Genomic DNA, 13,264 nt, shown 5'->3' with positions numbered 1-13,264 from the left:
TTTTTATTTTATTCTTAAAAGCTCAAAATACATTGATTTCATGACTTGCTAGCTAACTTAACGGACAACCTCCACAAGCAGTGATTTTAATCACATACATCTCAAAGAATGAGAATGGAACTAATACGAAGCACCAGAAAAGGAGGATTTAAGACAAATTTACATACCTAATTGTCATTCAGAGAATGCTCCCAGAATATTTTCATGTGAACATGTAAAATAGGCTTGAAAGTGAGGAATCGAGACATGCGACAAGAGATCCATAGCCACTTAGATACTGCCGAGCTCTTACACTGCGCCTTGGAAGCAAGTCGTACAAAAGACCATGACAAAGCAATTGAGCTACTTAAGCGTTGCCTTTTACTCGAGAAGCAACCGGCAACACATTTACTCCTTGCCGCAGAATATGCTCAGATAAAATTTTTTGATCGCGCCATCGAAGAAATGCAGATGAGTATAGAAATGGCCCCCACTTTATGGGTAGCTCATTTTCAACTGAGCCAAGTTTATTTAGTCACTCAGCAAATTGAGAAAGCTAAGAACATCTGGCAACACTTGGTTATCACGCCGAATACTCCTAAGTACTTTCAACTATTTTCTAATGGGTTGCTGGCAATAATAGAAGAGCAAACTCAAAGTGGTCTTGATCTGCTAAGGCAAGGAATACAGTCCAACACAGAGAACCCGGCCCTAAATTCTGATGTCGAACAAATTATCCAGGTAGTAACGGAAACAGCCAAAGAAGAAAAAAGTGTTGCCAAGGATAGCGATGCAATAAATAAAATGCTCCTATCACAATATGGAGCCGGCCAGCCAATATGAAGCTTGACAACAGGTTCAACAACCGAGCTTACCTCGCGGGGAGATCTTCGACACCCAGCAGGCCGGCACCACAACAAAAAGCAAACATAGAAAACGTTAGCGGCAACCCCACTGAGGCCCCTCAGGGAGTAAAAGCATTTACAACGCAAGAAATTATTGAGCTTCAGCGATTGGGGGGAGACTTGCAAAAGCAAAAAGAGACCATGATCAGTATCATTTTAACTAGAGAGTTTTCTCACAGGGTACCGTCAGAAGTTTTGCAAGATATGATCCACTCTGCATTTAACAAAGCCGGAAAAAATGAAGCCTATCAATATAAGCTGGAGAAGCTCATATTAGAAATTACACAGTAATTTGTCGCCTCTAATTAAAGCCACATTAAATTTTAAGACACGGTCAGTAAGTAGTGACCAAGATACAGAAAATTGAGGCAATAAATAGCCCACCGAAAAATAATCAAGCTGTATAGCGCCCAAGATCAGCACCTTGAGCACTAACAACGGCTTAATTTACAAAACTAACTAATTAAAGTGGTAGCAACTCCAACTCAACCCGGCGGTTAGCCTGGCGGCCTGACTCGGAATCGTTGCTCGCAATAGGATAACGCTCACCGTAACCTACCGCCTGCACCCGACCTGCAGAAACGCCCTGACCGCTGAAGAAGCCAGCAACGGAATTAGCGCGCTGTTCACTCAGGCTCTGATTGTACACATCTGAACCAGTGCTATCGGTATGGCCGCTGACTCGAATTGCAGTTTTATCGAACTCCTGCAATACAACAGTGACCGATTCCAGAGTGTCATAGAAATCAGTACGAATATCAGCGCGGTTAGTACCGAAGGTTATGTTACCTGGCATGATCAGGCGAATATTATCACCTTCACGCTCCACACGTACGCCGGTACCTTCCAAGCGCTGACGCAATAACATTTCCTGACGATCCATATAGTAACCAATGCCACCACCGATAGCGGCGCCACCCAGGGCACCGGTCAAGGCTCCCTTACCACGGTCTTTCTTACTGGCAGTAGCGACACCAACGATCGCTCCAGTTACAGCTCCAATTCCAGCCCCCTTGGCGGCATTACTGGTCTTACTTTCACCTGTGTAAGGGTCCAATGTGGAACAACCAACCATCGAACCCAGTGCCAGGGCTGCTACCCAATATTTCATTATTGGCTCTCCTAACGCATTTTTAAGTAACGGGTATTGAGCTACACATGTCTTGTGCAATCTCTGTATTGTTCAACACACTATCTGACTGGCGGCTGAACCAACCCAATGAAATTCTCCATAGACTAAAGCGAATCTATTGTCAGTTCTACTGACTAGTCCCCATTACGTAGTAACTATTCATAACTACGTACCAATGCTGGACAAAGTAGCGAGCAAGAAGTGATCAGCTTCCCGGTCTTCCACAAAATCTGTGGATAAAACTGTGCACTAATAAGCTATCCGTGGCGCCAACCGGCGTAAACTCTCGCCTACAGCGTTTTGCACATTTTTTAAACTCTTCAGTTTTCCTTTAAAAAACAACAAGTTAAAAATTTGCCTTGACGTAAAATAACGGTGGATATCTTCTTGTTTGAGGGCAAATTTTACCAACTGCGTATGTGGAAAAGTTTGTCAATAGCCCCACACTCCACTGAGGCAATTTTTTAGACGCTTTTGTTTTTAAAGACGCCCCCAAGAGGCAGCGAATACCTCTATGTCTGTCACTTAGTAACAAAAAAGATTTTCATGCCAGCCCCTGTGGACTTCTATAAAAACCCTTTTGTAACCACTGAATTAGTAATGCGGAGGTTTTTCATCCAGCGGCTTGCCGGCCCCCTGCATCTCAAAAGCAATCGTCCGATACTTTTCGCCCAACTCGCGCATATGTGCGAGTAGAGTGCGAATATCCGTATCCTGACGAGTAATCACATCATTTAATTGGCTTATAGTGTCTTCCTGAAAAGCCAAACGGCTCTCCAGTTCATCGACCCGCTCTACCAGAGCCTTTATTTCTTCAGTCATCACAACAACCCGTAAAGAACATCTACCAGACCGACCGCTCGACGATCCATAAATAAGCTCTGCCCCAAACGAGTTGTCACGTATCCGAATCCCAGCCCTCTTTCCGGATCAGCAAAGCCGACACTACCACCCGCTCCCGGATGTCCAAAGCCCTGGCTACCCCCAAAGCGCAAGTCCGCAGCGGAACTGCTGCGAATAAAACCACAACCAAAACTCACCTCAGCTTGCAATACTTTATCGCGGCCATGACTCTGCTCCTTTGCCGCTTCATCTATCAACCGCTTGGGCAAAATAGTCGGCTCGTCACAGGTGAGTTCACCGTAAACCGCTGCCAGGTCTCTCGCACTAAAGTGGCCATTGGCTGCAGGAATTAAAGCACCGCGCCACTCGGAGCTATTGGTACCCATCATCAAGCTCACCGGGTTGCTAAATGCCATCGCAACAGGCCCTTTGCGGTCTTCTTTTATGGCGCGGCCAATGGCATTTTCTCGAAGCTCTGGTAAGGGTTGTTTCAGCGGGCTGACATCGGCAATTCTCTGCGAACGATGTCCGTTTGCCCCAAAGCCCCCATCAAGATTGAGGGGTTTGGCTAGCAATTCCCGATAAAGTTCCAACAAGGGTTTTTCGGCAACCCTTTCAATTAATCCACCCAAGCTCCAGCCGTATAAAAATGGGGCGTAACCCTGTGCACTTCCGGGCTTCCACCAAGGCTCGCTGCCAGCCACCTGGTCGCAAGCCGCCTGCCAATCGTAAATCAAACTGTCTTTTACCCGCTCACGGAAAGCGACAAGTCCGCTGCGGTGGCACAGCAATTGGCGTGCGGTGACAGTTTCTTTGCCTGGGGCAAATTCAGGCCAGTAATCCGCTACCGGGCGATCCAAATCCAGTTTGCCTGCGGCAACTTGCTGCATCGCCAAAACTGCAAGAACGCCTTTGGAAGATGAGAAGACATTGGCCAATGTGTCTTCAGTAAATGGCCTCTCTGCACCCCGATCCGCACTTCCCGCCCATAAGGAACAGATTAATTCTCCATGCTGGCGCACGGCAAAGGCCGCTCCTGTATCACCGCACTCGCGAAAATTTCTGGCAAAAGCATCGTAAAGAGCCTCTAAACCAGGGGCACAAAAGCCGTATATGTCCATGTATTTACGTCCAGATAATTCGGATAACTCTGTTGCAAGCCCGCAAGGGTAGTTTCTTCCACTCTGCGGCGCAAATCGGTAGTATTGCGCGCTCATAGCGAGGGATAAATATGACTCAGGAAAGCGCAATTCAAGATCAGATCCAGGGCAATCATTGCTTCGGCTGTGGCCCAGACAATGACCAGGGCCTGCGTATTAAAAGCTACTGGACCGAGAAGGATCAAACCCGCTGCGAGTTCCTTCCCTGCTCCCATCACAATGCTGGACCTGCTCAATATTTAAACGGTGGAATTATCGCTACGGTTATCGACTGCCATACCGTATGCACAGCCATCGCCGATGGTTACCTGCAAGCCGGACGAGCTGTCGGCACTGGTGACAAGATCTGGTATGCCACCGGCAAACTGGATATTAGCTATCTGGCACCGGCTGCCATCGATAAACCAGTCATTCTCGAAGCCACTATTGTTCAGCGCTCCTCCAAGAAAACTGTTCTGCACTGCAATCTCACCAGCAATGGACGCCTCTGCGCCAAGGCAGAAGTCATAGCAGTCCGCGTCCCTGATGAATGGTAAAACCATAAGCTGATAAATGGCTGCCGGCCCTGTTTTGGCCGGCAGTGACAAAGTACGAATAACTTACAGTGCTTCGCTCTCTTCCATATCCTCCAGGCGATGGCCACAGAATTTGCAGTATTCCGCATCTGGGTCATGGGCACTACGGCTGCAGTTATCACAGCGCTGTTGCACTCGCTCCCGATGCATTTCTCCAGCCAACTCCGCCGTTAGAATGCCGGTAGGCACTGCAATAATTGAGTAACCAATCAGCATGGTCATTGCAGCAATGCCCTGCCCCAAAGGCGTTTGCGGAGAGATATCGCCATAACCAACGGTTGTGATGGTCACAATGGCCCAATAAACACTCGTGGGAATACTGGTAAATCCGTGGCCTGGCCCCTCCACCACAAACATCAGGGAACCAAAAATAATGCACATAACCAAAACACTGGAGTAAAAGACCAGGATTTTGCGCCGGGCCAGCCCGAGGGCTCGCAACAAGACGTTGGCATCACGTAAGTAGCGAACCAACTTCAGGATTCGGAAGATCCGCAGCACCCGCAACAGGCGAATCACCAAAAGATAAGTGGCGCCGGTATAGAGAAGCGCCAAGTAACTGGGGAGAATTGCGAGCAGGTCCACAATCCCATAGAAACTGAAAATATATTTGCGGCGATTCACCGTGCAATATATCCGGGCGATATATTCAATGGTGAAGAGACCAGTAAATACCCATTCCAGGCCGATGAGTAAGTGCTCATAGCGGTCGCGCACCGTACCTATGGAGGTCAGGAGCACCAAACCCACGCTGATCAGGATCGCCCAGATCAAAAAAACATCAAAATTCCGCCCTGCCCGGGTCTCGGTTCCGAAAATTACCTCATTGAGCAGTTTGCGACGTCCCGTCAACGCCATCTATCACCTCAACTACGCTGCTGTTTCATATTGCGGCAAAATTCTAACCTCTCAAGCCCCAGGGGTCGCCCCATTTTCAACATCGTTTACAGCGGCTTTGATATCCTGCGCACCTCGGGCACAATTCCCGGCATTTTCAGCAAATACCAACGGAGTATTCCCAGCCATGGCTAAGGAGAATCGTCTCGTCTATTCAACTGACCTCGGTCGAATTAAAGAGGAATCCAGGACAGAGAAGCGCCGTGATGGAGATGGCATAGTTCGAATCCAAAGGGAAACCAAGGGCCGCAAAGGAAAAGGGGTGACTTGCGTACGCGGGCTGCCAGGCACTGACAGCGAACTCAAGCTGCTCCTGGCAGAGCTCAAGAAGCGCTGTGGCTGCGGTGGCGCCCTCAAAGATGGGGTGATTGAGATTCAGGGTGACAAGCGTACTGAGATCAAAACATTCCTGGAATCTCGCAACCACACGGTAAAACTGGCCGGCGGTTAGCCGGCCTTAAGCAGTCGCAGTGGCTTTAACTGCAACTGCTTTTCCCGCTCCAAACACTGACTCAGCAAGGCGGCTAGCTGGATATGATAGTGCTCCAGAATCGCAGCGCGAATGTGTTTGCAACGCGATTCCATAACCTGCAGAGAATCCAGCACTTCCTGTCGCCCTTGTGGCAGCTGCCTGAAAGGCTCCCCCTGAGCTTTCAAATTTATTGCCGCCGCCACGCCTTGCTCTTTTAATAGAGCCGAACTCTCCACTGCCGCTACTATGGCATCTATCTCTCGCAAAGACAGCGCCGTATATTTTTGCAGCAGTTCCCTTTCATTCAACTCTGGTGATAGGTGCTGGGCAAATATTGCCAGCGAGTGGCTATAACCGGCGAGCCGATCCAGATGCGGTGCCAAGCTATCGTAGGCGGCCAAATGGCGCAGCTGATTCCTGGCTGTTTGACGCTGATCCGTGGGCATAGTTACCAGGGATAGACACAGGCGCTGATAGAAAACACCATAGATCTGCTGTAATTGCTTGTGTGACTCCTCCAGTTCAGCGCGCTTAACAGCGATCTGCTCTTGAGCTCCTGCAAGGCTGGCCCCCTTCAAGCAAAAGTCTTCAGCGGTAAAAGGGATTTTGCCGCGTATCAGCGCTGCTCCCAGCTGCATTGTAAAAACCCTGATCTGCAAGTCCTCACGGCGTCCACGCAAATCACGCAACTCCACCAGTTTACTGCGCAGCCAATCGATAGTGCCCTGCAGATCCAGCGCCTGCATTTCCGCAGAGGATGGCCTGCGCAGAGGCATCAGGGTCAAGGGCGCCAGGCGATTGAAATACTCGTCCAGTACCTCAGCAGACTCCTCTGACTCCTTACTTGAACTCAGTAAAAGTCGGTTTTCGACCATCTCACAGTCTTTGCCAGCAACTTCAGACGTCACAGCGGTTGCCAGCCCGGCAAAGTCCACAAACATGGATTGCAGGGGTATCGCAGATCTAACCTGCCCCACAAATTCTCGCTCAATCAACACCGTTACACATTCACTGTCGATCGCCTGCTGAATATCCCAGGGGTCCCTGGCCTGCGTCATAGCAGCCTCAACTACATCGCAGGTATCAACATCCAGATTCTCCTGCATCCAACGGACGGCATCGGGAATATTTGCACAACTGCGTCCCAGCGCCTGGGCTTCGCGATTAATTTCTGTCACTAAAAGATCTGCGTGCACTAACCTATGCCACTTCCTAGCGAAGTCTGCCAACGCATCACTACCTATTATCTGCGCCGCAACACCGTCAGCCCTCTCCTGTAGCATTACGGCGCTGCCTGCGGTTAAGCGGCAATGCAGTGCCTCCAGGCGCTGCAAGATAGGGAGCAAAATATATCCACCAGTCACTAGCATACGGTGAAATGGCGCGGCCAGTGGTCCGGGGGCATTCTCCGGGCTAACAACACTGCGCTCATTTTCAAAAGCCCACTGCATCAGTTCCAATCGCTGCACAGTGCCGTAAGTTAACCAACCAAGTGCGCCGAGCAAACGGCCGCGATAGAAGGCGAGCCCCCTACCCACGAGTGCCAGGACCTCCTTTCCGTCCAATGAGGCGACGCTGGCAAGCCCTACCGTAAGTGGTAAGTTCTGCCTAAAAACCTGGAGAAATCCCGGTTGGGACAGAATATGGGAGTCTGCACTTACAAAGACCTGGCTGATCTTTGGCAGCCCTAACTTATCGACCAATGAATTAATTAACTTCAAGGCCTCCTTACCTTCAGAGGGCAACAGCTGACGGGGCTCCGATGATTCTCGCAAACGGGAGGATAAGCAGAAAAATGGCCAGACAAACAGCAGACCAACAAGCAGGGCGAGAAGTACGGTTAAAATACTCAGCGACACCCCCACCCAAGTAAGTTCTCCCTGCCAAACAGCCATAGGGATTTGCCATAGGGCATATCCACTGGAGAAAACACAAGCGAACAGTACCAACCAGAATATTGAAGGCACGATTACTGCTTTGACCACTCCCCAAACTGCCTTGCCCTGACTCGTGACACTGTCAGCCTGTAATCGGCCTGCATCAGATAAATACCACTCAACCGAATCCTGGGAGCCTTCCGGCTTTATTACTGGATTGCCTGCGGCAGGAGTGGATGAAACGACTTTCTGGGGCTCGTTTGCTTCGAGAGTTTTCTGGCTAACAGGAACAAAAGGGTCAGTACCAGCGCGCGACTTATCCGGCGCATCCACCGATGCAGCATTGACCTGGGCCTTGCGCCGCTGGGCGACTTTTATCTTTGCAATCAGCTCGCGGTTATCAAATCGTCCCGCCGGACAAACCTCCACTCGCAGGCCAATTTTCTGCAGACTGGTGCGAAACTCCAGCGCCTGGTCAGAAACCAACCGATCTTTAATTACCCAGCCTTTTAGTAGCAGCCTGCGCGCCTGGGGCTCCGAGATAGAGAACAACTTCGCCACATCCCGGATAACCGGACCCGGTTCTTTGGCGTGAAGTGTCCTTCCCGTGGAAACCACCTGGTACAAATCCTGGCCCGCCATCTCCCTCTCCTGTCACCAAGTGACGCAAATTGTCACATTTATTACATCTTGCGCGGAGAGTAAAAGATTCAGAGAAAATCAGTTGCGCACCAGTTCTCACCAAGCCAGTTCAAAAACAAAAATGGCAGGAAAGAAGGCAAAGTTCACAGTTTTTATGGCACGCTTTGCCAATTTAGGAAGAATTCAGGGAGTGAATATCGCTAGAACACGCGCCGCCAGATCTGGAATAGACAACCCCTTATCTCTCGGCTTATACCAACTGTATGTGTGACTCAAGGCACCAACCAGCAAACGCCTTACCAGAGCGGGATCACCACCGGGACACTCGGCGGCCTCAATAGCGTCCAGCCATATCTGCTCATACTCCTCCCTTAAGCGTAAAACCTCCTGCTGACTCTCTTCGGATAGGCTTCTCCACTCCACCACCAGGATAGAAAAACCCGGTACTGCCAATCCATGAATAGCCTCTAATTCACACTGAATACAGGCCTGAAGCCTCTCTTGCGGTGTTCGACTCTGTTCCGCTGCGGTTCGCATTCGCGCACCGGCAAATATCGTCACCTCCCGCATTACTTCACAGAGAATCTGCTCCTTACTGGAGAAATGATGAAAAATACTGCCAGACAAAATACCCACTTCCGCAGCGAGATCCCGCACTGTTGTCCGGGCAAACCCTTTTTGCTCAAACAACCGCGCTGCAGCATTCAGCAAACGTCCACGGGCAGATTCAGGATCTGTTAGCACTCCCTCTGCCACCAAAGCACCTACCAGCTGCTGCGGCGATAACTCTTCGGGAACTCTCACAAAATCCTGCCCACTTTCAATCACGAACCACTCCCCATATTGGTCAATTTGAGTCAAACATCTTAACGGCCCTGAGAATTTTTAATCAAATAGGCGCCAAGTATTGAATACCAAGCGCTTGCTTGGTAGCGTTAAGCCATTCTGCGTTTTCCCACACGCAGGCGCAAGCGCCGACAAGAACAATAAAAACTGAATAAGCCGTAAGGCCGTAAAAAAGGAAACTTTCATGCGCTATCAAAGCCAGCTGCGCTCCGGCAGCTTTAGCGAGCAAACCTATATCGTCACCGGCGGCGGCAGCGGTATTGGACGCTGCATTGCCCACGAATTGGCCAGCCTCGGCGCCCATGTAGTATTGATCGGACGCAAACTGGACAAGCTGGAAAGGGTTGCCGGCGAGATCAACAACGATGCTGGCGAGTGCAGCTTATTCAGCCTGGACATCCGCGATGAAGAAGGAGTGCAGGAGACAGTGGGGCAAATAGTCCAGGCCCGGGGCCAAATTCACGGATTAGTGAACAATGCCGGTGGCCAGTTCCCCTCCCCCCTTGAGCAGATCAACACAAAAGGTTTTGATGCTGTTGTACGCAGTAACCTGCTCGGTGGCTTTTTAATGTCCCGAGAAGTTTTTGTTCAATCTATGAAACAGCACGGCGGCAGTATCGTAAATATCACCGCAGATAACGCCGGCGGTATGCCAATGATGGGCCATTCCGGTGCCGCTCGAGCAGGCATGGAAAATATTACCGAAACCTCCGCCTTAGAGTGGGCACCTTTTGGGGTTCGAGTTAATGCTGTAGCGCCAGGCTATATTCTCTCCAGCGGCTTTGATACTTACGACCCCAAATTCCTGCGCGAGCTATTACCGGGCTTCCGAGACAGTATTCCCCTCTATCGATTGGGAGAGGAAGCGGAAATTAGTGGGGCCGTGTGCTTCCTGCTTTCCGATGCCGCCAGCTATATCACTGGACAAACGCTGCGTATCGATGGTGGCTCGAGTCTCAAACATCACTCTCCCCTTTGGCAGCCACAGGCGGCTCGTAACTCTAAACGCTTCAACGGATTCCATCGCAAACGCCGGCCGCAGGTAGTGGAAGAATTGGAAGCGGAGGGCAAGCTCTAATGCAGCCGATTGATTCCCAGCTCGACAACCGCTCGGCAGAGTTCAATGACAACCAAGCTGCCATGCTGGAACAGATCAACCATTTTCGTGAAGCTGAGCAACGTCCGGTACAGGCAGAGAAAAGTAAGGCTGCGCGCTATCGTGACAGGGGCTGGCTGCTGCCAAGGGAGCGCCTAAATTTATTGCTCGACCCCGGCGCGCCTTTTGTAGAGTTGTGCTCCCTTGCCGGCTATAAACTTTTTGACGACCAGGATGGTACCGGTGCGGGTGGCGGAGCCATTTGTGGCATTGGCCAGGTCAGCGGACAACGTTGCATGGTTCGGGTGGATAACTATGCCGTAAAAGGTGGCACCATCTCACCAGCCGGGATGGATAAAGCCCTGCGAATGCAGAGGATCGCTCTGGAGAATCATTTGCCGATTGTCGCCCTGGCACAAAGTGGTGGTGCCAACCTGATGTATGCCAGCGACACTTTCGCTCCCGGTGGACGCGGATTTGCCAACCAGGCTCGAATGTCCGCTGCCGGTATTCCGCAAGTAACCGTGGTACATGGCGGCGCTACTGCCGGCGGTGCTTACCAGCCAGGCCTGTCAGATTATGTGGTCATGGTACGCGGGCAAACCGGTATGTATCTGGCTGGGCCGCCGCTACTGAAAGCAGCCACCGGTGAAATTGCCGATGCGGAAAGCCTCGGCGGAGCGGAAATGCACTGTACCGAATCCGGCAGTGGCGATTACTTAGCTGAGAACGACGCCGATGGTATCCGCATAGCGAGGGAAATTATTGCCGCCCTCCCCTCCCCCATTAAAAGCTCAGTACAAAAAGACTACCGAGACCCATTGCATCCTATCGACGACTTGCTCGGCCTGATTCCAGCAGACAGCAAAAAGCCCTACGACGTGCGCGAAATTCTCGCTCGTGTCGCCGACGGCTCTGCCATGCTGGATTTCAAGCCGGAATTCGATCGACAAACCGTATGTGGCCATATTCGTATCGAAGGCTTCCCTGTGGGAATTATTGGGAATAATGGCCCCATCACCCCCAAGGGCGCCAACAAGGCCGCGCAGTTTATTCAGTTGTGCGAACAGAGTGGCACGCCACTGCTGTTTTTACATAACACCACCGGCTTTATGGTGGGTACCGAGGTGGAGCGCAACGGCATCATCAAGCACGGGGCCAAAATGATTCAGGCCGTGGCCAATGCCAGCGTACCAAAACTCAGTATTGTCGTGGGCGGTTCCTATGGGGCCGGCAACTACGCCATGTGCGGTCGCGGATTCGATCCCCGCTTTATTTTTGCCTGGCCCAATTCCCGCACCGCAGTTATGGGCGCAGCCCAGGCCGGCAAGGTAATGCGTATCGTCACAGAGCAAAAAATGCAACGCAGTGGCAATGTGGATGAGACTGTATTGGACAAATTGGAAAATGACACCAGCGCATTTATGCATGGCAATTCCGATGCTCTCGCCTGCAGTGCACGCCTCTGGGATGACGGCATTATCGATCCCCGCGATACACGCAAACTTTTAGGCATGTTGCTAGAAATTTGCAATGAGGCCGAACAGAGAAAACTCAATAAAAATACCTTTGGCGTAGCTAGGCTCTAATGAAAAACTGGGGCAACAAGGAAGTGCGGTTGCCCATTAACACAATCACCGGGTTCACACTTCAAGGCAGGGAAAACAATAATGATATTTAGCGATCAGCACCGAGAACTGCAGCGCACTGTACAAAACTTTGTACAGCAGGAAATCAATCCCAATGTGGCGGAATGGGAAAAGGCCGGCCGCTTTCCTATCCACGAAATTTTCCAACAACTGGCCAACCTGGGCCTGCTGGGCATCAGCAAGTCCACGGACTTCGGTGGTCTGGGCCTCGACTTCAGTTACGAAACCGTTTTCCTGGAAGAGCTGGGCAGCGCCCACTGTGGCGGCGTACCCCTGTCAATTTCAGTGCAAACCTCCATGTGCACCCCGGCCCTGGCTAATTTTGGCAGCCAGGATCTGAAAGAGCAGTTCCTGATTCCCGCTGTGAGTGGCGAGATGATCGGTGCAATTGCCGTTTCCGAACCCGGCGCCGGTTCCGATGTTGCTTCGATTAAGACCACCGCCAAGTGCGATGGCGACGACTATGTGATTAACGGCAGCAAGATGTGGATCACCAACGCCCCCTGCGCCGATTTTTTCTGCACCCTGGTCAATACCAGTGAGGGCAAAGCCCATAGCAACAAATCCCTGGTCATTATTCCGGCGAAAACGCCTGGTGTACGCATCGGCGAAAAACTCGACAAATTAGGTATGCGCTCATCGGAAACCGCTCCCATCTTTTTTGACAATGTACGGGTGCCCAAACATTTCCGTATCGGCGATGAAGGTGCCGGATTCCTATTGCAGATGCTTCAGTTCCAGGAAGAACGCCTCGCCGGCGCCGCGCTGAACTTAAAAGGCCTGGAGCACTGTGTAACCAGCACCATCGACTATGTGCGCGAACGCCATGCCTTTAAAGCACCATTGATCGACAATCAAACTATCCACTTTGCCCTCGCAGAAATGCAGACCGAAGTGGAATGCCTGCGCTCTCTAACCTGGCGCGCGGTGGAAGCTTATGTGGCAGGTGAAGATGTCACTACCCTTGCTTCAATGGCCAAGCTCAAGGCTGGTCGCCTGTCCCGCTCTATTCCCGATCAGTGCCTGCAGTTCTGGGGTGGCATGGGCTATATCGAGGAGACTGTAATCAACCGCGCTTACCGGGATAGCCGTCTCACCGCTATCGGCGGCGGTGCAGATGAAGTAATGCTCGGCATTATCTGTAAGCTGATGGGCATACTGCCCAGCAAACGCAAACCCACCGCGTGAGGT

The 13,264-nt window shown here is 51.1% G+C and carries 13 protein-coding genes; 7 read left to right on the top strand and 6 right to left on the bottom strand.

The window, feature by feature from the left end; genetic code table 11:
• The first annotated feature begins 246 nt into the window (after positions 1-246).
• The gene (locus ACJJIY_RS14650) at positions 247-822 is read left to right on the top strand and encodes a tetratricopeptide repeat protein (protein ID WP_444897592.1); all 576 of its coding nucleotides are present in this window, start codon (positions 247-249) and stop codon (positions 820-822) included.
• The gene (locus ACJJIY_RS14645; protein WP_444897593.1) at positions 819-1,175 is read left to right on the top strand and encodes a hypothetical protein; all 357 of its coding nucleotides are present in this window, start codon (positions 819-821) and stop codon (positions 1,173-1,175) included. The genes ACJJIY_RS14650 and ACJJIY_RS14645 overlap by 4 nt, the downstream gene beginning before the upstream one ends.
• A gap of 172 nt (positions 1,176-1,347) precedes the next feature.
• Here ACJJIY_RS14645 and ACJJIY_RS14640 read toward each other — a convergent pair whose 3' ends face one another.
• From ACJJIY_RS14640 to ACJJIY_RS14630, 3 genes are all read right to left on the bottom strand, one after another.
• Positions 1,348-1,995: a YiaD family glycine zipper/OmpA-like lipoprotein gene (locus ACJJIY_RS14640; RefSeq protein WP_444897594.1), complete on the bottom strand. Its 648-nt coding sequence runs from the start codon at positions 1,993-1,995 to the stop codon at positions 1,348-1,350.
• Between the two features lie 615 nt (positions 1,996-2,610).
• Positions 2,611-2,838 carry a SlyX family protein gene (locus ACJJIY_RS14635; protein ID WP_282933169.1) on the bottom strand — a complete coding sequence of 76 codons (228 nt, stop codon included), beginning with the start codon at positions 2,836-2,838 and terminating at the stop codon, positions 2,611-2,613.
• Positions 2,838-3,980, bottom strand: coding sequence for a serine hydrolase domain-containing protein (locus ACJJIY_RS14630; protein ID WP_445358179.1), 1,143 nt, complete (start codon positions 3,978-3,980; stop codon positions 2,838-2,840). Before ACJJIY_RS14630 ends, ACJJIY_RS14635 begins: the two co-directional genes overlap by 1 nt.
• A 110-nt stretch (positions 3,981-4,090) precedes the next feature.
• Here ACJJIY_RS14630 and ACJJIY_RS14625 point away from each other — a divergent pair, with 110 nt between their 5' ends.
• The gene (locus ACJJIY_RS14625; RefSeq protein WP_445358178.1) at positions 4,091-4,555 is read left to right on the top strand and encodes a PaaI family thioesterase; all 465 of its coding nucleotides are present in this window, start codon (positions 4,091-4,093) and stop codon (positions 4,553-4,555) included.
• Positions 4,556-4,618: 63 nt separating this feature from the next.
• Here ACJJIY_RS14625 and ACJJIY_RS14620 read toward each other — a convergent pair whose 3' ends face one another.
• On the bottom strand, positions 4,619-5,452 hold the full coding sequence (locus tag ACJJIY_RS14620; protein ID WP_413665480.1) for an ion transporter: 834 nt from the start codon (positions 5,450-5,452) through the stop codon (positions 4,619-4,621).
• Between the two features lie 166 nt (positions 5,453-5,618).
• Between ACJJIY_RS14620 and yciH the strand changes: the two genes are divergently transcribed.
• Positions 5,619-5,942 (top strand): stress response translation initiation inhibitor YciH, encoded by a 324-nt coding sequence (gene yciH, locus ACJJIY_RS14615; protein WP_444932961.1) that lies wholly within the window; start codon positions 5,619-5,621, stop codon positions 5,940-5,942.
• On the opposite strand, the gene ACJJIY_RS14610 is transcribed toward yciH, so the two are convergent.
• Positions 5,939-8,482, bottom strand: coding sequence for a mevalonate kinase (locus ACJJIY_RS14610; protein WP_445358177.1), 2,544 nt, complete (start codon positions 8,480-8,482; stop codon positions 5,939-5,941). The genes yciH and ACJJIY_RS14610 overlap by 4 nt on opposite strands.
• 183 nt (positions 8,483-8,665) lie before the next feature.
• Positions 8,666-9,310, bottom strand: a complete 645-nt coding sequence (locus tag ACJJIY_RS14605; protein ID WP_413665477.1) for a TetR/AcrR family transcriptional regulator — start codon at positions 9,308-9,310, stop codon at positions 8,666-8,668.
• Between the two features lie 202 nt (positions 9,311-9,512).
• Here ACJJIY_RS14605 and ACJJIY_RS14600 point away from each other — a divergent pair, with 202 nt between their 5' ends.
• The 3 genes from ACJJIY_RS14600 (at position 9,513) to ACJJIY_RS14590 (ending at position 13,261) form a co-directional block, all read left to right on the top strand.
• Positions 9,513-10,406: an SDR family oxidoreductase gene (locus tag ACJJIY_RS14600; RefSeq protein WP_444894137.1), complete on the top strand. Its 894-nt coding sequence runs from the start codon at positions 9,513-9,515 to the stop codon at positions 10,404-10,406.
• Positions 10,406-12,013 carry an acyl-CoA carboxylase subunit beta gene (locus tag ACJJIY_RS14595; protein WP_445358176.1) on the top strand — a complete coding sequence of 536 codons (1,608 nt, stop codon included), beginning with the start codon at positions 10,406-10,408 and terminating at the stop codon, positions 12,011-12,013. The genes ACJJIY_RS14600 and ACJJIY_RS14595 overlap by 1 nt, the downstream gene beginning before the upstream one ends.
• 81 nt (positions 12,014-12,094) lie before the next feature.
• A complete protein-coding gene (locus tag ACJJIY_RS14590) occupies positions 12,095-13,261 on the top strand; it encodes an acyl-CoA dehydrogenase family protein (protein WP_445358175.1) in 1,167 nt (388 codons plus the stop codon).
• The last annotated feature ends 3 nt before the right edge of the window (positions 13,262-13,264 follow it).

This window comes from Microbulbifer maximicatervae (SeqCode) (assembly GCF_052468155.1).
The sequence above is the reverse complement of the archived record's forward strand: the minus strand, read 5'-3'. Positions and strand labels throughout refer to the sequence as shown.

Coding starts and splice junctions, on each gene's coding strand:
- ACJJIY_RS14650 (WP_444897592.1), top strand. CDS start 247: ATGCGACAAGAGATCCATAGCCACTTAGATACTGCCGAGCTCTTACAC.
- ACJJIY_RS14645 (WP_444897593.1), top strand. CDS start 819: ATGAAGCTTGACAACAGGTTCAACAACCGAGCTTACCTCGCGGGGAGA.
- ACJJIY_RS14640 (WP_444897594.1), bottom strand. CDS start 1,995: ATGAAATATTGGGTAGCAGCCCTGGCACTGGGTTCGATGGTTGGTTGT.
- ACJJIY_RS14635 (WP_282933169.1), bottom strand. CDS start 2,838: ATGACTGAAGAAATAAAGGCTCTGGTAGAGCGGGTCGATGAACTGGAG.
- ACJJIY_RS14630 (WP_445358179.1), bottom strand. CDS start 3,980: ATGGACATATACGGCTTTTGTGCCCCTGGTTTAGAGGCTCTTTACGAT.
- ACJJIY_RS14625 (WP_445358178.1), top strand. CDS start 4,091: ATGACTCAGGAAAGCGCAATTCAAGATCAGATCCAGGGCAATCATTGC.
- ACJJIY_RS14620 (WP_413665480.1), bottom strand. CDS start 5,452: ATGGCGTTGACGGGACGTCGCAAACTGCTCAATGAGGTAATTTTCGGA.
- yciH (WP_444932961.1), top strand. CDS start 5,619: ATGGCTAAGGAGAATCGTCTCGTCTATTCAACTGACCTCGGTCGAATT.
- ACJJIY_RS14610 (WP_445358177.1), bottom strand. CDS start 8,482: ATGGCGGGCCAGGATTTGTACCAGGTGGTTTCCACGGGAAGGACACTT.
- ACJJIY_RS14600 (WP_444894137.1), top strand. CDS start 9,513: ATGCGCTATCAAAGCCAGCTGCGCTCCGGCAGCTTTAGCGAGCAAACC.
- ACJJIY_RS14595 (WP_445358176.1), top strand. CDS start 10,406: ATGCAGCCGATTGATTCCCAGCTCGACAACCGCTCGGCAGAGTTCAAT.
- ACJJIY_RS14590 (WP_445358175.1), top strand. CDS start 12,095: ATGATATTTAGCGATCAGCACCGAGAACTGCAGCGCACTGTACAAAAC.